This is a genomic window from Streptomyces tubbatahanensis (assembly GCF_022699385.1).
In the GTDB taxonomy this organism is placed as follows: Bacteria; Actinomycetota; Actinomycetes; order Streptomycetales; family Streptomycetaceae; genus Streptomyces; species Streptomyces diacarni.
In genome coordinates this window covers 4,810,244-4,831,400 of record NZ_CP093846.1, presented here as the reverse complement: position 1 = coordinate 4,831,400, position 21,157 = coordinate 4,810,244, and the positions used below count along the sequence as shown (strand labels likewise).

The following is a 21,157-nucleotide window of genomic DNA, read 5'->3' as shown; positions in this document are numbered from 1 at the left end:
AACCAAGTGAGGCGCAGGAGGGCGGGCGAGCATGGAGTTCCGGCAGTCGAACAAGCTCAGCGAGGTCTGTTACGAGATCCGGGGTCCGGTCATCGAACAGGCGGACGCGCTGGAGGAGGCCGGGCACAGCGTGCTGCGGCTGAACACCGGCAACCCGGCGCTCTTCGGGTTCGAGGCGCCCGAGGAGATCATCCAGGACATGGTGCGGATGCTCCCCCAGGCGCACGGCTACACCGAGTCGCGCGGCATCCTGCCCGCGCGCCGCGCCGTCGCCCAGCACTACCAGCAGCGCGGCTTCCCCGAGGCGGACGTGGACGACGTCTACCTCGGCAACGGCGTCTCCGAGCTGGTGTCGATGGCCGTGCAGGCGCTGGTCGAGGACGGTGACGAAATCCTCATCCCCTCGCCCGACTTCCCGCTGTGGACGGCCGTGACGACGATGGCGGGCGGCAAGGCGGTGCACTACGTGTGCGACGAGCAGTCCGAGTGGCTGCCCGACCTCGACGACATGGCCGCCAAGATCACCTCGCGCACCAAGGCCGTCGTCATCATCAGCCCCAACAACCCCACCGGCGCCGTCTACCCGCGCGAGGTGCTGGAGGGCATCCTCGACCTGGCGCGGCGCAACGGCCTGATGGTCTTCTCCGACGAGATCTACGACAAGATCCTCTACGACGGCACCGCCCACCACCACGTCGGCACCCTCGCCCCCGACCTGGTCTGCCTCACCTTCAGCGGGCTGTCCAAGGCCTACCGGGTGGCCGGCTTCCGCTCCGGCTGGCTCCTGGTCTCAGGGCCCAAGCAGCACGCCCGCGACTACCTGGAGGGCCTGTCCATGCTGGCCTCGATGCGGCTGTGCCCCAACGCCCCGGCCCAGCACGCCATCCAGGCGGCGCTCGGTGGCCGCCAGTCCATCGAGGAACTCGTCCTGCCCGGCGGCCGGCTCCACGAGCAGCGCGACGTGGCCTGGCGCAAACTCAACGAGATCCCCGGCGTCAGCTGCGTCAAACCCAAGGGCGCGCTGTACGCGTTCCCGCGGCTCGACCCCGAGGTCCACAAGATCCACGACGACGAGCGCTTCGTCCTCGATCTGCTGCTCCGCGAGAAGATCCAGGTCGTCCAGGGGACGGGCTTCAACTGGGCCCATCCCGACCACTTCCGCGTCCTCACGCTGCCGCGCGCCGACGACCTCGACGCCGCGATCTCGCGCATCGGCCGCTTCCTGGAGGGCTACCGGCAGTAGCCCTCCAGGCCGTCACCCCGTCGCCCCGTCACACGTGCGCGGTCTCCTCGCCCACCGTCGTGCTGTCCCCGTGCCCGGTGCGCACCACCGTCTCCAGCGGCAGCGTCAGCAGGCGCTCCTTGATCGAGCGGACGATCGTCGGGTGGTCGGAGAAGGAGCGTCCCGTCGCGCCGGGGCCGCCCTGGAAGAGCGTGTCGCCGGTGAAGACGGTGCCCAGGCTCGGCGCGAACAGGCAGACGGCTCCCGGCGCGTGTCCCGGGGTGTGCAGGACGGTCAGGTCGACCCCCGCGACCGAGACCACGTCACCGTCGGCGAGTTCACCGTCGGGGTCGCGGTCCGGGTGGGTCATCTTCCACAGCGGCATGTCGTCCGGGTGCAGCCGGATCGGCGCGCCGGTGCGGTCGGCCAGTTCGGGGGCCGCGTCGACGTGGTCGCTGTGCGCGTGCGTGCACACGATCGCCCGCAGCGTGCGCCCGCCCAGCGCCTGGGCGATGGCGTCGGCGTCGTGCGCGGCGTCGATGACCACCGCCTCGGTGTCGTCGCCGACGATCCACACGTTGTTGTCGACCTGGTGCGTCTCCCCGTCGAGGCGGAACTCGCCGCTGGTGACGAGGTGATCGATACGGGCCGCCATCACAGCATCACCACCGAACGCAGAACGTCACCCGCGTGCATCCGCTCGAACGCCTTCTCCACCTCGTCCAGGTTGATCGTCTCGGTGACGAACGCGCCCAGGTCCAGGCGGCCCTGCGTGTGCAGGTCGATCAGCATGGGGAAGTCCCGCGAGGGCAGGCAGTCCCCGTACCAGGAGGACTTGAGGGAGCCGCCCCGGCCGAAGACGTCCAGCAGCGGCAGCTCCAGCGTCATCTGCGGCGTCGGCACACCGACGAGCACGACGGTGCCGGCCAGGTCGCGGGCGTAGAACGCCTGCTTGTACGTCTCCGGGCGGCCGACCGCCTCGATGACCACGTCGGCGCCGAAGCCGCCGGTCAGCTCACGGATCGCCTCGACGGGGTCGGCGGTGGCGGAGTTGACCGTGTGGGTGGCGCCGATCTTCTCCGCCGTCGCGAGCTTCCTCGCGTCGATGTCGACGGCGATGATCCGCGCGGCGCCCGCGAGCCGCGCGCCCGCGATCGCGGCGTCGCCCACACCGCCGCACCCGATGACGGCCACGGAGTCACCGCGGGTCACCTGACCCGTGTTGATCGCGGCGCCGATCCCGGCCATCACCCCGCAGCCGAGCAGCCCGGCGACGGCGGGCGAGACCGACGGGTCCACCTTCGTGCACTGTCCGGCCGCGACCAGCGTCTTCTCGGCGAAGGCGCCGATGCCCAACGCCGGCTCCAGCTCACGTCCGTCGCTCGCCAGCGTCATCTTCTGCTCGGCGTTGTGGGTGTCGAAGCAGTACCAGGGCCGGCCCCGCTTGCAGGCCCGGCACTGGCCGCACACCGCGCGCCAGTTGAGCACCACGAAATCGCCGGGCGCCACATCCGTGACGCCCGCACCCACGGCCTCCACGACACCCGCCGCCTCGTGCCCGAGGAGGAAGGGATAGTCGTCGCTGATCCCACCCTGCTTGTAGTGCAGGTCGGTGTGGCAGACACCGCACGCCTGCACCTGGACGACGGCCTCGCCGGGGCCCGGGTCCGGCACGACGATCGTCTCGACCCGCACGGGCTCGTTCTTGCCGGGTGCGACGACCCCGCGTACTTCCTGTGCCATACGGAAGGGCCTCCCTTCTCCATCGGATGTCCGGGACGCCATTCTCCCTGTCCAGGGACGGTTTCCGGGAGGGGCGGTACGCGGGTCGCGGCGGCCGGTTTCCCCGCGAGGCGGCAGGGGGCCCGCCCTGTCCCGGTCCGCCCCGGTCCGCCCCGCCCGCCGGTCGGCCCCGCCCGCCGGTCGGCAACAGGAGCCGCGTATCCCACTTTCGTACGGGCCTTCGAAGACGCCGGGTGCATGACGGACAATCGTTGCCCGTGACCGACTCCAGCGACACCTGTGACGCCCCCACACGGACCGCGTCCGCAGCGGACGTACCCGCGCAGGCCGAGAGCCCCGCACCGACCGCCAGCTTCGCACCGGACGCACCCTCCACGACGCCCCGCGCCGCCACCGCGGACCGGGCCTCCGCCCCGGACCACGGGGCCGCCTCGCACCACGGGGCCGCCGCGCCCGTCCTCGCCCGGGTCGTCCTCGTCACCGGCCCCTCCGGCTCCGGCAAGACCCGGCTGGCCGCCCGCAGCGGACTGCCCGTCCTGCGCCTCGACGACTTCTACAAGGAGGGCGACGACCCCACCCTCCCCTTCGTGAAAGACACCGTCGACTGGGACTCGCCCCGCTCCTGGGACGCCGACGCCGCCGTCCGCGCCATCGCCCAACTGTGCCGCGAGGGCGCCACCACCGCCCCCCGCTACGACCTCTCCCGCAGCGCCCGCACCGGCACGGACCGCCTCGCCCTCGACGGCTCGCCCCTCTTCCTCGCGGAGGGCATCTTCGCCGCCGACATCGCCGCACGCTGCGCGGCCCTCGGGCTGCTGGCCGACGCCATCTGCCTGCGGGGGCGCCCCTCCACCACCTTCCGCCGCCGCCTCCTGCGCGACATCCGCGAGGCGCGCAAGCCGCTGCCCGTCCTGCTGCGCAGAGGCTGGCGCCTCATGCGCGCCGAACCCGCCCTCGTCGCCCGCCACCGCGCCCTGGGCGCCACCCCCTGCGCCCACACGGAGGCCCACGCCCGCATCACCCGCCTGCGCACGGCCACGGACCTCACCGCGGCAGTCACGGGGAGGTGAGAGGGGCCGGCCGCTACCCGGGGGCCGGCGCTTGTCCGCACGCCAACAGGGGGCCGGCGCACACAAGAAAGCGGTTCCGTCTGGACCCCCTGTCCAGGCGGAACCGCTCTCTCCCTTTCCCCGTTGCTCCCCCGTATCCCCGTTGTTTCCCCGTAGCCCCCTGTGCCCCATGTCCCCGCGGGGTCAGGTGGACGTGCGTGTGGTCGCGTCGGTCAGGCGACCAGTTCGTCGAAGCTCTCTTCCTGGTCACGCCCGAAGCTGAGGACCTCGTCGTCGCGCAGGCGGCGGAGGGAGCGCCAGATGCTGCTCTTCACCGTGCCGACGCTGATGTCGAGTATGTCCGCGATCTCCGGGTCGGTGCGGCCCTCGTAGTAGCGCAGGACCAGCATGGTGCGCTGGAGTTCGGGCAGCCGGGCGAGGGCCTGCCACAGGACGGTGCGCAGTTCGGTGCCGCGCATCGCGTCCTGCTCCCCCACCGTCTCGGGCAGCTCCTCCGTCGGGTACTCGTTGAGCTTCCGGCGGCGCCAGGCGCTGATGTGCAGGTTGGTCATGGTGCGGCGCAGGTAGCCGCCGACCGCCGCCTTGTCGGTGATGCGGCCCCAGGCGCGGTAGGTGGAGAAGAGCGCGCTCTGCAGCAGGTCCTCGGCCTCGAACCGGTCGCCTGTCAGGTGGTAGGCGGTGGCGTACAGGGAGGCACGGCGCTCGCGCACGTAGGCGGTGAACGCCGCCTCGGCGTCCGCGTCCGTCTCCGGAGTCCCCCCGGGCTCCTCGACGGTACCGAGAGCCGTCGCCTTCCTGTACTCACCACTGCCCCGGGAGCCCCCCTCGCTCCCGTTCTCCCCCGTGTCGCCGGTGTCACCCGACGTGTCGCCGGTGTGACCCGGCTCCCCCCGGTCCCCCGTCTTCCCCCCCGGGGCGTCTCCCCTCAGCCCCTCGACCGCGGGCCCGAAGACCGTTCGCGTACGCATCCGTCCGGTGCCGCGCGGACACCCCCGTGTCCCCCCGAGCTCCCGGCCGTGCTCGAGCAGCGCTGTGCCCGTCTCGGCGCCGGAGATCTCCGACCGGTTCTGTGTGGCGGGAACCGCGGGGACGTGCAGACGCGTGTGAAGGACTGCGCTGGTGTTGGTGCTGTGCAGTGTGTTCATCTCGCGCCCCCTCGGAGCCAACCGGTCGCTTGCTTGTGGGATAAACCTTGCCGCCCCGATTTCATGGCGAGGTCCCCCGTCTGTCACAGCGGTGTCACAAGGGGCGGCGGGTCACACACAGCGCAGGTCGCGGGGCGTGTCGCTGCCGGGTGCCGACCGCCGGTCGAAGTATGGGGCCGCCATGGGCCAGAATGGCGCGCGTGCCTTTCCTGTTGCTGATCGAGGACGATGACGCTGTCCGTACCGCCCTGGAGATGGGTCTGACCCGCCAGGGGCACCGCGTGGTGACCGCCGCGTCCGGTGAGGACGGCCTCAAACTGCTGCGCGAACAGCGCCCGGATCTGATCGTGCTGGACGTGATGCTGCCCGGCATCGACGGTTTCGAGGTGTGCCGCCGCATCCGGCGCACCGACCAGCTGCCGATCATCCTGCTGACGGCCCGCAGCGACGACATCGACGTCGTCGTGGGCCTGGAGTCCGGTGCGGACGACTACGTCGTCAAACCGGTGCAGGGCCGGGTGCTGGACGCGCGCATCCGCGCGGTCATGCGGCGCGGCGAGCGGGAGTCCAACGACGCGGCGGCCTTCGGTTCGCTGGTGATCGACCGCGCGGCGATGACGGTCACCAAGAACGGCGAGGATCTGCAACTGACGCCGACCGAGCTGCGGTTGCTGCTGGAGCTGAGCAGACGCCCCGGGCAGGCCCTCTCCCGCCAGCAGTTGCTGCGCCTGGTGTGGGAGCACGACTACCTGGGCGACTCGCGTCTCGTGGACGCCTGCGTGCAGCGGCTGCGCGCCAAGGTCGAGGACGTGCCGTCCTCCCCCACCCTGATCCGCACGGTGCGCGGCGTCGGCTACCGGCTGGACCCGCCGCAGTGACGGACCGCACGAGCAGGAACCGTACGAGCACGCGGAACCACAGGGGCGCACAGCACCGTACGAGCACGCAGAACGGAACCGCCCAGTGACCGACGCCCCTTCCTTCGGGGCGCGCCTGCGCTCCCGGCTCGCCGGTCTGCTGCCGACGTTGCGGCTCCGCCTCGTCGTCGTCTTCGCGCTGGTGGCGCTGACGGCGGCGGTCTCCGCCTCGGGCATCGCCTACTGGCTCAACCGCGACGCCGTTCTCACCCGCGCCCAGAACGCGGCGCTCAACGACTTCCGCAAGGCGATGGAGGACAACGCGGGCAACCTGCCCCGCAAGGTCGACTGCGGGCAGTTGCGCGAGGCGGCGGCGAAGATGGCGCGCAGCTCGCAGAACTACCAGGTGCTGCTCGTCGACGAGACGGAGAGCGGCAAGCGGTGCGCCGCGGCCTCCAACCAGGACGACTTCGCCCTGGGGGACGTACCGGACCGGCTGCGCCACGCGGTCGAGGAGAAGCGCCCGGTCACCAAGCAGAACAAGCACCCCTACCACCTGTACTGGCAGCGCATCACGCTGGACGGCGACCCGTATCTGGTCGGCGGCGCGAAGGTGATCGGCGAGGAGCCCACGCCGACGGGGTACCTGCTCAAGTCGCTGGCCCCGGAGCGGGACGATCTCAGCTCGCTGGGCTGGTCGCTGGGGATCGCCACCGGGCTCGCGCTGATCGGCGCGATGCTGCTGGCGCAGGCCGCGGCCACGACGGTGCTGCGCCCGGTGCGGCGGCTCGGCGAGGCGGCGCGCAGGCTCGGCGAGGGCAAGCTGGAGACGCGGCTGCGGGTCTCGGGCACGGACGAGCTGGCCGAGCTGTCGCGCACGTTCAACGACGCGGCGGCCTCGCTGGAGCAGCGGGTGGCCGAGCTGAGCGCGCGGGAGGCCTCCAGCAGGCGGTTCGTCGCCGACATGTCGCACGAGCTGCGGACCCCGATGACGGCGATCTCGGCGGTCACCGAGGTGCTGGAGGAGGAGCAGGACAATCTCGACCCGATGATCGCGCCCGCCGTGCAGCTGGTGGTCAGCGAGACGCGGCGGCTCAACGACCTGGTCGAGAACCTGATGGAGGTCACCCGCTTCGACGCGGGCACGGCCAGGCTGGTGCTGGACGACGTGGACGTGGCCGACCAGGTGACCGCCTGCATCGACGCCAGGGCCTGGCTGGACGCGGTGGAGCTGGACGCGGACCGGGGCATCATGGCCCGGCTCGACCCGCGCAGGCTGGACGTCATCCTCGCCAACCTGATCGGCAACGCCCTCAAGCACGGCGGCTCCCCGGTGCGGGTGTCGGTGCACACCCGCGAGCGGCCCGACGGCGGGGACGGTGACGAACTGGCCATCGAGGTCGCCGACCAGGGCCCCGGCATCCCCGAGGACGTCCTGCCGCACGTCTTCGACCGCTTCTACAAGGCCAGCGCCTCCCGCCCCCGCTCCGAGGGCAGCGGACTCGGCCTCTCCATCGCGCTGGAGAACGCCCACATCCACGGCGGGGAGATCACCGCGCACAACGCCCCCAGCGGCGAGGGCGGCGCCGTCTTCACCCTCCACCTGCCCAGGGACGCCCGCCGGGTCGCCGAGGAGTGGGAGCGCGAGAACGGCGAAGGCACCGGCGAGCGCCCGCGCAACGGCGACGACGGCGCTCAGGACGAGGGAGAAGACCGATGAGCCGCTCCGCACGGCGGAGGCAGTCACCGCCGGGGCCGCTCACCCGGAAACGTGCCGGGGCCCGGCGCGGGCGCCCGGCGCCGCTCATACTCCTGTGCGTCCTCGCCGCGGTGGCGACCGGCTGCGGCATCCGCGCCACCTCCGTCCCCGTGGACGCGGGCGCGGCCCCCTCCCGGGTGGGCTGCGTGCTGCCCGACGGCCACGAGAGCCCGCAAGCGGACGGCGCGCGGTCACTCGTCCGCGTCTATCTGGTGTGCGGCTCCCGCGTCTCGCCCGTCGAGCGGGAGGTACGGATGCCGCAGGGGCGCTCGTCCGCGCAGCGGCTGCCGGTGGCGCGGAAGCTGCTTGAGGAGCTCAAGCGGCAGCCGCGCACCACGGAGGGTGCGGCGGGCTTCACCACGGCCGTGCCCGACGACCTGACGGTCGAGCCGGGCGCCGACGGCGACCCGGACGAGGCGCTGCGGCTCAACCGGCCACCGGATGAGCTGCCGTCGTTCGCGCTGGCACAGCTGGTGTGCACGTACGCGGACACCGCGGCGGCCGACGCCGACGACGGAGTGGTCCTCGGCGGCCCGGCCGGCTCCCCGTCGGACGGCGGCGACGGCGGCGAGGAAGAGGCGGCCGGGGAGACGAAGGCGCCACTGAAGCGCTACGAGTGCGGTGCCGGGCTGCGGACTCGTCCGGAGGCGGCCGAGACGGCGGGCACGGAGGTGTGAGTGGCACCCGTGCCGGACGTGGAGCGGCGGCAGCCGGGACACACGCGGCGGTGGGACACGTGCGGCGGCCCGAGCCGGGACACGCGTGTGACACAGTCCTGACCCGCTCAGGACACCGCAAGGAACCGCGGCGGAACGCGGAGGCGTCCTTGAGGACGTGCAGCGCCTTGGCTCCGGCGGTCTGACCTCCGCCTCCCGTATCCGCGCCGCGGGACTCCTCCTGCTGGCGGTACACCTGTGTCTCGTCGGCTGGCTGACGCTGCGCCCCGTCTCGGTTCCCTGGATGGCGCCCGCCAACCTGCAACCGCTGGCCACCATCCGCGCCGCACTCGCCGACGGGCCGCGGGTCGCGCTGGAGGAGCTGGGGCCCGCCTTGCTGCTGCCGGCGCCGTTCGGAGTGCTGCTGCCGCTGGCCACAGGACGCCTGCACCGCAGGCTCCCGGGCACCGTGGCGCGCACCGTCTTCGCCGGGGCGATGCTCTCGGTGGGGCTCACGTTGGTGAAGACAGGGGTGTCGGGGCAGCTCGTCGACGTCGACACGGTGCTGCTGAACACCGCGGGAGTGGCGCTGGCGGCCGGGCTCGTCTTCCCGCTGGTGCGGCGCGGCCTGCGCTCCCGGGGCGACCGCAGCACAGGAGGCCGCCTGCCGGACGGCGGGCAGCGGTCCGGGACGGCCGAGCGTCGGACCGGCACCGGTGTACGCCTGCGGGAGGAGACCTCCCAGGGGTCGACCCCGAGAGCCACCAGGGTCGGGATGGCACCGTAGTGCGATGTTCGTACCGTTGGTCCGTTCTATCGTCGGAAGAAGAGCGAGAACGACCGACGAAGGAGCAGCCTCATGCCCGCACTGGCCCGCCCCGAACAGGGACGCATGATCGGCGGCGTCTGCGCCGCCCTCGCACGGCGCTTCGGCACCACGCCCACCACGATGCGCGTCCTCTTCCTCGTCTCATGCCTCCTGCCAGGACCGCAGTGCCTGCTCTACCTGGCACTGTGGGTGCTGCTCCCCAACGAGCGACAGCACCACAGGTCAGCGTGGTGACGCTGCCGCGTCTGGCGGCAGCCTCCGACAGATCCGAGTAAGCCCTCCGCACGCGCGGTGACGGTGCGGGCACCGATGAGGCCGGGTTCGCGGGCGCCCGGCACCAGGCCACCTTCCCCGGGCACTGACCGGCGGGACGGACCGTTCGCCACGTGACCGGGGGGGGAACGAAAAGGGGCTGCGTCACCCGCCACGGGTGACGCAGCCCCTCCGCCGTGGAGAGCCCCTGCGGGGCGCCGCCGCCGTCGGCCCGGCCGCCTGCCTCAGCGGCGGCCGCCGCCGCGCTGCGTCAGTGGGAGCCGCCCACCGGGAGGGCCTTGCCGAGGGGCAGGCCGCCGAGCATGCCGCCGCCGGGGGCCGAGCTCTTGCCCTCGGTGGACTTCTGCGCGTTGTCGGCCACCGTCTCGGTCGCGTCCAGCGGGGTACCCGTCAGGGCCCCGGACAGCGCCTGCTGGGCGACGCCCACCGGCTGGGACAGCCCGCCCGGCAGGCCCTGGGTGGCCTCCCGGAGCGGAAGGTCGCCCACGGTCTTGCCCGCGGTCTCGGCGACCGGACCGAGGGCCTTGCCCGCGGGCGCGCCGCCGAGCATGTCGGTGGGGGCGGCGGAGGCGGAACCCGCGCCGGCCACGACGGCGGCCGCACCCAGCGCGGCGACACCCAGGGTCTTCTTGGCTACCTGCTTCATCAGTGTTTACGTCCTCGGAGTGGGGGCTTTGAGCAGCTCGAACAGGGCGTGAGTGCCCCGGTGAGGGGCCATCAGCGGCCCGGGGGCCTGAGCAGCCCGGCGAACGTAGCCAGGAATTCCGAGGAGTCGCAAACACGCGGGCGACGCCGTAAGTCGCCGTCGAGACGGGATGCGCGGCGGGGCGCCCGCCGCCTTCCGCCGCCGCCCGCGGGGCGCGAGGCGGCGGCGGAAGCGCTGGTCACCGGGGGTCAGACGGCGGCGGTGGGGAAGAGCCACTCGGCCTTGAGCGCCGCGTATCCCGGCTTGACGACGTCGTTGATCATGGCGAGACGTTCATCGAAAGGAATGAACGCCGACTTCATGGCATTGACGGTGAACCACTGCATGTCATCCAGCGTGTAGCGGAACGTCCGCACGAGGTGCTCGAACTCGTTGCTCATGCTCGTGCCGCTCATGAGCCTGTTGTCCGTGTTGACCGTCGCACGGAAGTGGAGCCGGCGCAGCAGCCCGATGGGGTGCTCTGCGTACGAAGGCGCCGCGCCCGTCTGCAGGTTGGAGGAGGGGCACAGCTCCAGCGGGATCCGCTTGTCGCGCACGTACGCCGCGAGGCGGCCCAGCTTGACGTCTCCCTGGTCGCCGACCTGGATGTCGTCGATGATGCGCATCCCGTGCCCGAGCCGGTCGGCGCCGCACCACTGGAGGGCCTGCCAGATCGAGGGGAGCCCGAACGCCTCGCCCGCGTGGATGGTGAAGTGGTTGTTCTCGCGCTTGAGGTACTCGAACGCGTCCAGGTGCCGGGTGGGCGGGTGACCCGCTTCCGCGCCCGCGATGTCGAAGCCGACCACGCCCAGGTCCCGGTAGCGGTTGGCCAGCTCCGCGATCTCCAGCGCGCGGGCCGCGTGCCGCATCGCCGTCAGCAGCGCGCCGACCCGGATGCGGTGGCCCGCGGCGTGCGCCAGCCGTTCGCCCTCGCGGAAGCCCTCGTCGACCGCCTCGACGACCTGCTCCAGCGTCAGGCCGCCCAGCAGGTGCTGTTCGGGCGCGTAGCGGACCTCGGCGTAGACGACTCCGTCGGCGGCCAGGTCCTGCGCGCACTCCGAGGCGACGCGGAAGAGCGCGTCGCGGGTCTGCATCACGCCGACCGTGTGCGAGAACGTCTCCAGATAGCGCTCCAGGGAGCCCGAGTCGGCCGACTCGCGGAACCAGTTCTCCAGCCGGTCGGCGTCGGTCTCCGGCAGCGCGTCGTAACCGGTCTCGCGGGCCAGTTCGACGATGGTCGCGGGGCGCAGCCCGCCGTCGAGGTGATCGTGGAGCAGAACCTTCGGTGCGCGGCGGATCTGCTCCGCGGTGGGGACGACACCCCCGGGAACGACTCCCTGGGGGACGGTGCTCTCGGATTCGCTTACCATCACGGCACTCTAGCTCCTACGCGCGTAGAACGCATGGGGGGCGAGGGAGAGTTTTCGGTGTTGTCCGGTTCCGTGCGTGCGCCGGGCCCGGACCGGGGGATGGGAGGGGGCCGCGGCTGACCCGTGTGCGGGGAACCCGTGGTTTTGGGCCTTCGGGGCGTTCAGGACCTCCGTTCCCGGGTTTCCACGCGGTTTCCACCCGGTTTCCCCACTCCCTTGCGTCAACTCCCTTCCCTCCGCGCGGCGGCGTGCCATTGTTGCGCCATGGCTCAGCGAGCGTTGCCCGAGAGGGAAGCACGCCTGGGACGGCCCCACGGGGCCGTGGGGCAGGCACCGCACGCCGTCGTGCTCGTCCTGCCGGGTGACAACGGCGGCGCGCTCCGCGGCTCCGCGCTGGCGGCGGCCGCCGCGCTGCCGCTGGCGCGCCGGCTGGGGCGCGCCGGAACCCGGGACGACCCGCTGACCGCGCACGTCGTCCACTACCGCGCCGCTGCCGCCCGCCGGGACGCGGATCCGGACCCGTCGTCCGACGCGCCCGGGGGCGCGCGCTCCGCCTCGGGCGCCCAAGGCGCGGGAGCCGGCTGGGTGAGGAGCGGGGTCGAGGACCCGAGCGCTGACGAGGCACGGAGAGGCGTCGAGGCCCCGAGCGCAGGCGGTGTCGAGGACATCGGGAAACCCCGGCCTCACGCCGACGCGCCGCCCACCGACGCGCCTCGTCTCGACACACCTCCCGCCGGGGCGCCTGGCGCCGACAGGCCTCCCGGCGAGGCGTCGGCGGGCGACGGTGCCGGATCTGTCGGTGAGCCCCGGACGGCCACGGACAGTCGGGCCCGGCGCGCCGGGTGCGCGTATGCCGAGGACGCCGAGTGGGCCGTCGAGGAAGTCGTACGCCGGTACGGTGACGTGCCCGTCTGCCTGGTCGGCAGGGGCATCGGCGGACGCGCGGCCTTGCGCGCCGCCGGCCATCCCGCGGTCGCCTCCGTCGTCGCGCTCGGACCCGTGCTGGACGGTGCCGACGGTGTGGACGGCACGGACGACGCGGAGCCCGTACGGCACCTGCGCGGCCGTCACGTGCTGCTGGTGCACGGCACCAACGACACGCGGACGGACCCGGAGTTGTCCTTCCGTTTCGCCGAGCGCGCCAAGAAGGTCAACGCCCAGGTGTGCCGGTTCGAGGTGCACACGGACGGGCACGGGCTGCGCGGCTACGCGGCCGAGGTCGCCGCGCTCACCCAGGACTTCGTCCTCGGCACCCTGTGCGCCCGCGACCTGTGCCGCCCCCTGACCGACGCCTTGGCGGCTCCCCCGCCCCTGGGCCTGCGGATGCCGCTGGCGAGCGGCTTCGGCAAGAGTCTGCGGTAGCTCCCGCGCGGGCGCGCCAGGCGTCGCGGGTCAGGTGCGGACCGCCGTGTGCACGGTCGTCGCTGTCAGGAAGAAGACGTCGGGGCGGCGCAGGACGCCTTCGGGCGAGGTGTCGTCCAGGAGCGTGTCGAGGGTGGCGAGGTCCTCGGCGTCCAGGCTGTCGGCGAGGCCGGTGCGGAAGCGTTCGAGGCGGCCGCGCACGTGGGCGCGGGCGACCGGGTCGAGGGGCGCCTGGTGGTCGGTGAGGAAGGTGCGGCTGCCCGTCGGGGTCAGCCCGGCGGCGACGAGCAGCGCCGGCCAGTCCTCCACCGTGCGGGTGTGGCCCGGCAGTTCGGCGCGCATGGCGGTGAACCAGTCCTCCTCGGCGGCGTCCAGCCGTGCCTGGAGGCCGGGGCGGCCCAGGCCGATGTCGCGGGGCAGGTAGCGGGTGGGCAGCCCGCGTTCGCGGACGGCCAGGACACCGCCGGGGCGCAGCGCTCCGGCGAACGTCTCCAGGGCGGCGCGCTGGTCGCCGAGGTGGTGGACGACGTTGCTGGTCCAGATCAGTTCCGCGGTGCCCAGGCCGGGGACGTCGTCGGGGAGTGCGGCGGAGCGGGTGGTGATCCGGGAGGCGAGCCCCTCGCGTGCGGCGCGGGCGCGGGCGCGCTCCAGCAGCCCGGGGGCGCTGTCCACGGCGACCGTCTCGGCGCCGGGGAAGGCGTGGGCGAGTGCGGTGGTGGAGACGCCGGGGCCGCTGCCCAGGTCGAGGACGCGGGTGACCTCGCGGCTGCCCGTGAGGTCGTGCAGCCAGGCGGCGGCCTCCTCGAGGAACGGCACGTTCAGTTCGGCCTCGCGTTCGAGGTGCTCGGCGAGGGCCTCCCAGTCGGGTTGGGTAGGGGTGGTGTCGCCTCCGTGGGCGTGGGCGTGGGTGTGCCCGTGGCCGTGCGCGTGACCGTCGGGGCCGTTCGGGTGCGGGGTCATCGGTTGTCCTCCGGGGCGGGGTGGTGGGTGGGTTCGGCGCGCAGGAGTCGGCCCCTGCGGCTGAGCAGAAACGCTTTGAACGCGGCCACCGGCGGCGTGTCAGGGCGCCCGGCGGACCAGGCCAGCCCGATCTCGCGGACGGCGCGCGGCGCGGTCACCGCCACCTCCCGTACGCCGGGCCGGGGGAAGACGGGCGGGGGCAGCAGTGCGACGCCCAGCCCGGCGGCGACCAGTCCGCGGATGGTCTCGGCCTCTTCGCCCTCGAAGGCGATCCGGGGGGTGAACCCGGCCTCGGCGCACATCGTGTCCAGGAGGCGCCGCATGCCGTAGCCGGGCTCCAGGGTGACGAAGGACTCCTCGGCGGCCTCGGCGAGCCGGATCCGTTTGCGCCGCGCGAGCCGGTGGTCGTCGGGGACGACGAGCCGCAGCCGCTGTTCGTCCAGGCGGCGGGCGACGAGGTCGGGGGCGTCGGGGACGGGCGAGGTCAGACACAGGTCGAGCTCTCCGGCGCGGAGCCGCTCCAGCATGGCGTCACCGTAGTTCTGCACCAGGGCGAAGCGGACGCGCGGGTGGTCGGCGCGGAAGGCGCGCAGCAGTTCGGGGACCGTCTCCCAGCCGAGCGTGTGGAGGAAGCCGAAGGCGACCTTGCCGGTGGCGGGGTCGGCGTCGGAGCGCACCGCTTCGGCGCCCTGTTCGACGGCGGTCAGGGCCCGCTCGGCGGCGGCCAGGAACGTGCGGCCCGCCGGGGTGAGGGAGACGGTGCGGCCGTGGCGGGCGAAGAGGGCCACGCCCAGGTCGGCCTCCAGCCGGGCCAGGGCCCGGCTGAGCGAGGACTGCGGAACGCCGAGTTCCTGCGCGGCGCGGGTGACGTGCTCGTGGCGGGCGACGGCCGCGAACTGCGCGAGGCGGGGCGTGAGCGCGTACACCGTGGGCGCCGTCGCGCCGACCGAGGCGGGCCGCGGTGTGACGGAGCTGTCTTCCACGCTACGGGAGGGTGACACGGGCGGCCCTTACCTGCGGTGATGCGGACGGGCATCGATTCTCGCACTTTCATGCATTGGACGGATGAGAGGAGAGTTCGTACGTTCGAGCCATGCCTGCTCTCGATACCGGGGCGTCCACCCAGCCGGTGGACGCCTCTTCGTGTCCTGCTGATACGGGTCCCGCTGACTCGGGCCCTGCTGATAGGTGTCCCGCCGAAGGGACGGCGGAGGCCGCCGACGCGACGAAGCTGAGCCCCGGCGACCCCGGGCACGGGCGGATGCGTCTCGCGCTGTTCGCCGCCGGCCTGTCGACCTTCGCCCTGCTCTACTCCACCCAGGCGCTGCTGCCCGAGATCTCCCGCTCGCTGCACGCCTCGCCCGACCAGGCGAGCTGGACCGTCTCCGGCGCAACCGTCGGACTGGCCGTCGCCGTGCTGCCGCTGGCCGCGCTGTCCGAACGCTTCGGCCGGCGCCGCATGCTGACCGTCTCCATGGCGGTGGCGGTCGCACTCGCGCTCGTCGTCCCGTTCGCCCCCAGCCTGCCGGTCCTCATCGCCCTGCGGACGCTCCAGGGCGCGGCGGTGGCCGGCGTGCCCGCCTCGGCCATGGCGTTCCTCTCCGACGAGGTACGCGGCACCCACCTGGTGGGCGCCGTCGGGCTGTTCGTGGCGGGCAACAGCGTCGGAGGCATGAGCGGGCGCATCCTCACCGGCTGGGTCACCGAGGCGTGGGGCTGGCGGGCCGGGCTCGGTGCCGTCGCCGTCACCTCCCTGCTGTGCGCGGTCGCCTTCCGGCTCCTGGTACCGCGGGCACGGCACTTCACCCCCGTGCCCCTGCACCCGCGCCGGGTCGCCGCGACGGTCCGCTCCCACCTGGGCAACCCGCTGCTGCTGCGGCTGTACGCGATCGGGCTGCTGTTCATGGTCGTCTTCGGCGCCGTGTACACCGTCATCGGCTACCGGCTGGTTGCCGCCCCCTTCGGGCTCTCCCAGGGCCTGGTGGGCTCCATCTTCGTCATCTACCTGGTGGGCACGCTCGCCTCGGCCACCGCCGGGCGGCTCAACGCCCGGCTGGGCCGGCGCGGAACCCTCTACCTGGGGATCGGCACCGCCTCCACGGGCCTGCTCGTCAGCCTCGCCGACAGCCTGGTCGCCGTCGTCGCCGGGCTCGTCCTGATCACGGCAGGGTTCTTCGCGGGGCACGCGGTGGCCTCCGGATCGGTCAGCCGCACCGCCACCCACGGCCCCGCGCAGGCCTCGGCCCTCTACCAGATGTCCTACTACGTGGGCAGTTCCCTGGGCGGTGCGCTGGGCGCCGCCGCGTTCGCCGCGGGCGGCTGGAGCGCGACCGTCGCGCTGGCACTGGGCGCCATGGTGCTGGCCGGAGGGATCACGCTGTACGCGAGCCGACGCGCGGCGGTGCCGGCACAGGCCTGAACACCGGCGCCACGGTCGGAAGGTGCCCTCTGACAGCTCCTCTCGTTGTGCTCCCAGACGGTGTGGCGCAATCAGGAGCTGGTTTCGATGGGACAGGTCGGCAGCGGAGAAGGGCTGCCGTTGACGGCGGCGCAGACAGGAATGTGGTACGCCCAGCAACTCGACCCGGACAACCCGTGCTTCCGGGCCGCCGAGGCCCTGGAGATCCAGGGCCCGGTCGATCCGGAGCTGCTGGAGCGGGCGTTGCGGCGCACCGTCGCCGAGACGGAGGCGCTGCGCGTCCGGTTCACCACGAGCGAGCGTGAGGGCACGGCGGGGCCCGAGGAGCAGGTGCGGCAGGTCGTCGAGGACTGCGAGGACTGGCCGCTGCCGCTGCTGGACCTGCGCGGCGAGGACGACCCGGCCGCCGCCGCGCACGCCCTGATGTGGGCCGATCTCGGCAATCCCGTGGACCCGCGGCACGCACGGGCCTTCACCTTCACGCTGCTGCGCACGGCCGACGACCGGTACACGCTCTACATGGCCATCCACCACATCGTCATGGACGGCTTCTCCATGACGCTCTTTCTGCCGCGGCTGGCGCAGCTCTACACCGCGCTGGAGAGCGGGACCCCCGCCCCCGACGGGCGCCTCGCCCCCCTGGCGCAGGCGCTGGCCGACGAGGCCGACTACCGCGGCTCCGCGCGCATGGCCCGCGACCGCGCCTACTGGGCCGAGCAGCTCGCCGCCTGGGGCACCTCCGCGCACGCCTCCCAGCACTGGCTGCGCCCCGCGCGCCGGTTCGTGCGGGAGAGCGGGCACCTCGAAGCCGAGGCCGCACGGGGTCTGCGCGCCCTGGCGCGGGGCGCCCGTACCGGGCTGGCCACCGCGGCGATGGCGGCGCTGGCCCTGTACGTGGACCGGCTCGGCGAGCGGGAGCACGCCGAGGGGGCTGCGGGGGCCGCGGGGTCTGTGGGGTCCGCGGGGGCCGCCCCGTCCGACGGCGGTGTCGGCTCCGGGAGTCCCGGCGGGCCCGGCAGCGTGGGTGACGTCATGCTCGACGTCACCGTCACCGCACGCGGCGGGGCCACCCGCGAGGTGCCGTGCATGCTCGCCAACGTGCTGCCGCTGCGGGTGCCCGCGCCCTCGGCGGGCACCGTCGAGGACCTGCTGCGGCGCACGGCGGCGCAGGCCAAGGGCCTGGTACGGCACCAGCGGTACCCGTTCTGGGACATGGTGCGGGAGCTGAAGGCCGCCCCCACGCTGGCGGGAGGCATGGCCGACTGGGGCATCAACGTGATGGTCTACGACCCGCAGGTCAGCTTCGGCCGCCACCCGGCCGTCCTGCACAACCTCTCCAACGGCCCCGTCACCGGGATGAGCGTCAACGTCTACGACCGCCCCAGCGACGGCTCCCTGCGCATCGACTTCCAGGCCGACCCCGACACCTACCCGGCCGCCGAGGTCGCCGCCCACCACGCTCGCTTCCTCTCGCTGCTGCGTACGCTCGCCACCTGCGAGGGCACACGCCGCGTGGCGGACATCGACCTGGCGACCCCGGCCGAACGCGACCAGGTGCTCGCCTGGGGCCGTGGCCCCGCGCTCCCGGTCCCCGCCACGCCGCTGCACGCCGAGTTCGAGCAGCGCGTACGGGAGGAGCCCGACGCCGTCGCCGTCGTCTGCGGCCCCGCCGGCGGCGGCGCCGTCCTCACCCGCCGCGAGCTGAACGCGCGAGCCAACCGGCTCGCCCACCTACTCCTCGCCCGCGGCGCGGGCCCCGGCACCACCATCGCCCTCGGCCTGCCCCGCACCGAGGCCTACGCCGTCGCGCTCCTCGCCGTCCTCAAGACCGGCGCCGCCTGCCTGCCCCTGGAGGCCGGACACCCGGCCGAACGGACCCGGATGATGCTCGCGCAAGCCGCGCCGCTGTGCGTACTGGCACACGAGGAGACGGCCGCCCGCCTGACGGGCGAGGGCACCGGCGAGGGCACCGACGGGCCGCGGTGCGCCGTGCCCGTCGTCGTGACGGACACGGCGCCCACGAGGCGCCGGCTCCAAGCCCAGCCCGCCACCGACCCCGCGCCCGGCGACCTGACCAGGCCCCCGCGCCCCGAGGACGCCGCGTACCTGGCGTTCACCTCCGGCAGCACCGGCCGCCCCAAGGGTGTCGTCGTCGAACACCGGCAGCTCACCCACCTCTTCCACGACCACCTCGTCTCCCTCATCACCCCGGCGGCGCGGGAGCGCGCCGCCCGCGGGGCCGGGGGCGGGGCCAGGGCCGAGTGCGGGGCCGGGGCCGGGGGCGGCGGCAGGCTGCGGGCCGCGCTGACGGCGTCGTTCTCCTTCGACACCTCCTGGGAGGCCTGGCTGTTCCTGGCCGCGGGCCACGAAGTACACCTGGCCGAGGACGGGGTGCGGCACGACCCCGCCGCGCTCGTCGCCCGGATCGAGGAATGGCGCCTCGACTTCCTCGACCTGACCCCCTCCTACCTGCGCCAACTCCTCGACGCCGGCCTCTTCGCCGCCGGCAGGCACCAGCCCGGCACCCTCATGGTCGGCGGCGAGGCGCTGGACAAAACCCTGTGGCAGCGGCTGCGCGCGCTGCCCGCCACCACCGTCCTCAACTACTACGGGCCGACCGAATGCACCGTGGACGCCGTGTGGTGCCGCCTCGACGCGCAGCGGGACGAGCCGGTCATCGGACGGCCCCAGCACAACGTCCGCGCCTACGTCCTCGACCACTGCGGGCGCCTGGTCCCGCCCGGAACACGCGGCGAGCTGTACCTGGGCGGCGCCCAGGTGGCGCGCGGCTACCTGGGCGCCGACGCGTTGACGGCCGAACGCTTCGTGCCGGACCCGTACGCGGGGGCGGTTGCGGGGGCCGGTGCTGGGGCGGTTGCGGGGGCCGGTGCTGGGGCGGTTGCGGGGACCGGTGCGCGGATGTACCGCACCGGCGACCTCGTCCGCTGGACCGACGACGGCATGCTCGCGTACCTGGGCCGCGCCGACGAGCAGATCAAACTGCGCGGCGTCCGCATCGAACCCCGGGAGGTGGAGGCCGTACTGGCCTCGCACCCCCGCGTCGCCCACGTCGCCGTCGCGGCACAGCGCACCGGATCCCCCGAGAGCCCGCTGCACCTGGCGGCGCACATCGTGCCCGCACCGCGCGCCCCCGGTGACGACACGCAGCCCGCCACCGGCCTCGCCGGCGCCGAACTGCGCTCCTGGGCGGCAGGCCGCCTGCCCGCCGCCATGGTGCCCGCCGTGTACGTCACCCACGACGCGCTGCCGCTCACCCCGCAGGGCAAACTGGACCGCGCCGCGCTGCCCACGCGGGCCGCGACGGCGCCCCCCGCGGCGGACGCCGGCCCGCGCGCGGCCCGCACCCCCCGCGAACGCACCCTGTGCACCCTCTTCGCCGCCGTCCTCGGCGTCCCCGAAACCGGCCTGGACGACGACTTTTTCGCCCTGGGCGGCCACTCCATGACCGCCACCCGCCTGCTCAACCGCATCCGCACCGAACTGGGCGCCGACGTCTCACTCGGAGCGCTCTACCACGCGCCGACCCCGGGCCAGCTGGCGAAGCTCCTCGACACCGCGAGCGACCCGTGCGGCACCACGGACGACGCCTACGCCATGCTGCTCCCGCTGCGCGCGGGCGGCGAGGACCGGCCGCTGTTCTGCGTCCACCCCGCCGGGGGGCTCGGCTGGTGCTACGCCACCCTCACCCCGCACCTGCCGCCCTCCGTCCCCGTCCACGCCCTCCAGGCGCAGGGGCTGCGCGACACCCGCGAACCACTCGCCGCCACCTTCCCCGGCCTGCTCGCCGAGTACGTCGCCCGCCTCCGCGCCGTGCAGGCCCGCGGCCCCTACCGGCTGTTGGGCTGGTCACTGGGCGGCGCGCTGGCCCACGCGATGGCGGCGCACCTCCAGAAGGAGGGCGAGGAGGTGGAGTTGCTGACCCTGCTGGACGCCGCGCCCCTGGATCCGCGGCTGCGCGTCGACCCCGCGGCGCACCCCCACCTGGTCCGCCGCCTGGTCACCGAAGCCCTCGGCTCGGGGCTGGCCGAGGAGGCCCAACTGCGCGCCGTCACCCGCATGCTGTCCCACTACGCGGCCCTGCTGCCGACCTACGCCCCGGCCGTCTACGAGGGCCCGGCCCTCTACCTCCGCGCCACGGAACCCGACCCCCTCGCCGCCCCGGCCCCGCGCCCCTCCCCCGACGCCTGGCACCCCCTCATCACCGGTCCGCTCACCGTCCACGACCTGGCCTACACCCACAGCGCCCTGGGCGCACCCGACGCCATGGCCGAGGTGGGGCGGCTGCTGACCCCACGTCTGTCGGCAGGACGCTGACCGAGCCCCCACGGAAACGCCCCGTCGGCGACAGCACTGACGTGCGAACATACGATGGGTTCGCGGCTGGTCACGCTGCGGACGGGGGGTAGGACATGTCGTTGCGGGATCTGGTCCGTGACGCGACGGTCGCGCGACTGTCTCCGGCGGAGAAGCTGGCTCAACTGCGCACCGTGCGCCTGTATTTCCGGCGTCCCGAGACGCCCGGGTTTCTGGTGGCGGAGACGTCGGAGGGACCGGTGGTGCCGGTATTCACCTCGTGGGAGCGGTTGGCGTTGTTCGCGGGGGCGTGCGGATGGGCGTCGACCACGGCCGAGGACCTGGTCGGCTTGTTGCCCGAGGGGGTACGGGCGCTGGTCGATCCGCTGGGAGAGCAGCCATTCCTGCTGGACGGCACCACGCTGGCGGGCCCGGCGGGCACGACGGGCCCGGCTGAGGCGGCGGACCCGGCTGAGACTGAGGGGCGGTAAAC

At 73.7% G+C, this 21,157-nt stretch carries 18 protein-coding genes; 11 read left to right on the top strand and 7 right to left on the bottom strand.

Annotation, left to right across the window (positions count from 1 at the left end; translation table 11 throughout):
• Nucleotides 1-31: 31 nt before the first annotated feature.
• Nucleotides 32-1,243, top strand: coding sequence for a pyridoxal phosphate-dependent aminotransferase (locus MMF93_RS20840; protein ID WP_242753745.1), 1,212 nt, complete (start codon nucleotides 32-34; stop codon nucleotides 1,241-1,243).
• Nucleotides 1,244-1,271: 28 nt separating this feature from the next.
• On the opposite strand, the gene MMF93_RS20835 is transcribed toward MMF93_RS20840, so the two are convergent.
• Both MMF93_RS20835 and MMF93_RS20830 read right to left on the bottom strand, forming a co-directional pair.
• The gene (locus tag MMF93_RS20835) at nucleotides 1,272-1,877 is read right to left on the bottom strand and encodes an MBL fold metallo-hydrolase (RefSeq protein WP_242753742.1); all 606 of its coding nucleotides are present in this window, start codon (nucleotides 1,875-1,877) and stop codon (nucleotides 1,272-1,274) included.
• Nucleotides 1,877-2,965: an S-(hydroxymethyl)mycothiol dehydrogenase gene (locus tag MMF93_RS20830; protein ID WP_242753739.1), complete on the bottom strand. Its 1,089-nt coding sequence runs from the start codon at nucleotides 2,963-2,965 to the stop codon at nucleotides 1,877-1,879. The genes MMF93_RS20835 and MMF93_RS20830 overlap by 1 nt, the downstream gene beginning before the upstream one ends.
• A gap of 257 nt (nucleotides 2,966-3,222) precedes the next feature.
• Between MMF93_RS20830 and MMF93_RS20825 the strand changes: the two genes are divergently transcribed.
• The gene (locus MMF93_RS20825) at nucleotides 3,223-4,035 is read left to right on the top strand and encodes a uridine kinase family protein (protein ID WP_242753736.1); all 813 of its coding nucleotides are present in this window, start codon (nucleotides 3,223-3,225) and stop codon (nucleotides 4,033-4,035) included.
• Nucleotides 4,036-4,247: 212 nt separating this feature from the next.
• Here MMF93_RS20825 and MMF93_RS20820 read toward each other — a convergent pair whose 3' ends face one another.
• Nucleotides 4,248-5,180: a SigE family RNA polymerase sigma factor gene (locus MMF93_RS20820; RefSeq protein WP_242753733.1), complete on the bottom strand. Its 933-nt coding sequence runs from the start codon at nucleotides 5,178-5,180 to the stop codon at nucleotides 4,248-4,250.
• Between the two features lie 200 nt (nucleotides 5,181-5,380).
• Between MMF93_RS20820 and afsQ1 the strand changes: the two genes are divergently transcribed.
• The 5 genes from afsQ1 (at nucleotide 5,381) to MMF93_RS20795 (ending at nucleotide 9,515) form a co-directional block, all read left to right on the top strand.
• On the top strand, nucleotides 5,381-6,058 hold the full coding sequence (gene afsQ1 / locus MMF93_RS20815) for a two-component system response regulator AfsQ1 (protein WP_242753730.1): 678 nt from the start codon (nucleotides 5,381-5,383) through the stop codon (nucleotides 6,056-6,058).
• Nucleotides 6,059-6,143: 85 nt separating this feature from the next.
• Entirely contained in the window at nucleotides 6,144-7,757 is a 1,614-nt protein-coding gene (locus tag MMF93_RS20810; RefSeq protein ID WP_242753727.1) for a sensor histidine kinase, read from the top strand.
• Complete coding sequence (locus MMF93_RS20805) at nucleotides 7,754-8,473, top strand: hypothetical protein (RefSeq protein ID WP_242753724.1); 720 nt, start codon at nucleotides 7,754-7,756, stop codon at nucleotides 8,471-8,473. The genes MMF93_RS20810 and MMF93_RS20805 overlap by 4 nt, the downstream gene beginning before the upstream one ends.
• Before the next feature lie 157 nt (nucleotides 8,474-8,630).
• Nucleotides 8,631-9,239: a VanZ family protein gene (locus tag MMF93_RS20800; protein WP_242753721.1), complete on the top strand. Its 609-nt coding sequence runs from the start codon at nucleotides 8,631-8,633 to the stop codon at nucleotides 9,237-9,239.
• 72 nt (nucleotides 9,240-9,311) lie between these two features.
• Entirely contained in the window at nucleotides 9,312-9,515 is a 204-nt protein-coding gene (locus tag MMF93_RS20795) for a PspC domain-containing protein (protein WP_242753718.1), read from the top strand.
• Between the two features lie 289 nt (nucleotides 9,516-9,804).
• Here the strand turns inward: MMF93_RS20795 and MMF93_RS20790 are convergent, their stop codons facing one another.
• Both MMF93_RS20790 and MMF93_RS20785 read right to left on the bottom strand, forming a co-directional pair.
• Nucleotides 9,805-10,200, bottom strand: coding sequence for a hypothetical protein (locus MMF93_RS20790; protein WP_114023332.1), 396 nt, complete (start codon nucleotides 10,198-10,200; stop codon nucleotides 9,805-9,807).
• A 248-nt stretch (nucleotides 10,201-10,448) separates the two neighbouring features.
• A complete protein-coding gene (locus MMF93_RS20785; RefSeq protein ID WP_242753715.1) occupies nucleotides 10,449-11,609 on the bottom strand; it encodes an adenosine deaminase in 1,161 nt (386 codons plus the stop codon).
• 666 nt (nucleotides 11,610-12,275) lie between these two features.
• Here MMF93_RS20785 and MMF93_RS20780 point away from each other — a divergent pair.
• Nucleotides 12,276-12,971, top strand: coding sequence for an alpha/beta hydrolase family protein (locus tag MMF93_RS20780; RefSeq protein WP_423835627.1), 696 nt, complete (start codon nucleotides 12,276-12,278; stop codon nucleotides 12,969-12,971).
• A 30-nt stretch (nucleotides 12,972-13,001) separates the two neighbouring features.
• Here MMF93_RS20780 and MMF93_RS20775 read toward each other — a convergent pair whose 3' ends face one another.
• Together MMF93_RS20775 and MMF93_RS20770 are read right to left on the bottom strand one after the other, a co-directional pair.
• Entirely contained in the window at nucleotides 13,002-13,931 is a 930-nt protein-coding gene (locus MMF93_RS20775) for a class I SAM-dependent methyltransferase (protein ID WP_242753713.1), read from the bottom strand.
• Nucleotides 13,928-14,932, bottom strand: coding sequence for a LysR family transcriptional regulator (locus MMF93_RS20770; protein ID WP_423835485.1), 1,005 nt, complete (start codon nucleotides 14,930-14,932; stop codon nucleotides 13,928-13,930). Before MMF93_RS20770 ends, MMF93_RS20775 begins: the two co-directional genes overlap by 4 nt.
• Nucleotides 14,933-15,024: 92 nt before the next feature.
• On the opposite strand from MMF93_RS20770, the gene MMF93_RS20765 reads away from it, so the two are divergent.
• The 3 genes from MMF93_RS20765 to MMF93_RS20755 all read left to right on the top strand — a co-directional run bounded on the left by MMF93_RS20765 (nucleotide 15,025) and on the right by MMF93_RS20755 (nucleotide 21,155).
• Nucleotides 15,025-16,350, top strand: coding sequence for an MFS transporter (locus MMF93_RS20765; protein ID WP_242753710.1), 1,326 nt, complete (start codon nucleotides 15,025-15,027; stop codon nucleotides 16,348-16,350).
• Between the two features lie 87 nt (nucleotides 16,351-16,437).
• Nucleotides 16,438-20,685 carry an AMP-binding protein gene (locus MMF93_RS20760; protein ID WP_242753707.1) on the top strand — a complete coding sequence of 1,416 codons (4,248 nt, stop codon included), beginning with the start codon at nucleotides 16,438-16,440 and terminating at the stop codon, nucleotides 20,683-20,685.
• A gap of 95 nt (nucleotides 20,686-20,780) precedes the next feature.
• Nucleotides 20,781-21,155, top strand: coding sequence for an SseB family protein (locus MMF93_RS20755; RefSeq protein WP_242753704.1), 375 nt, complete (start codon nucleotides 20,781-20,783; stop codon nucleotides 21,153-21,155).
• The last annotated feature ends 2 nt before the right edge of the window (nucleotides 21,156-21,157 follow it).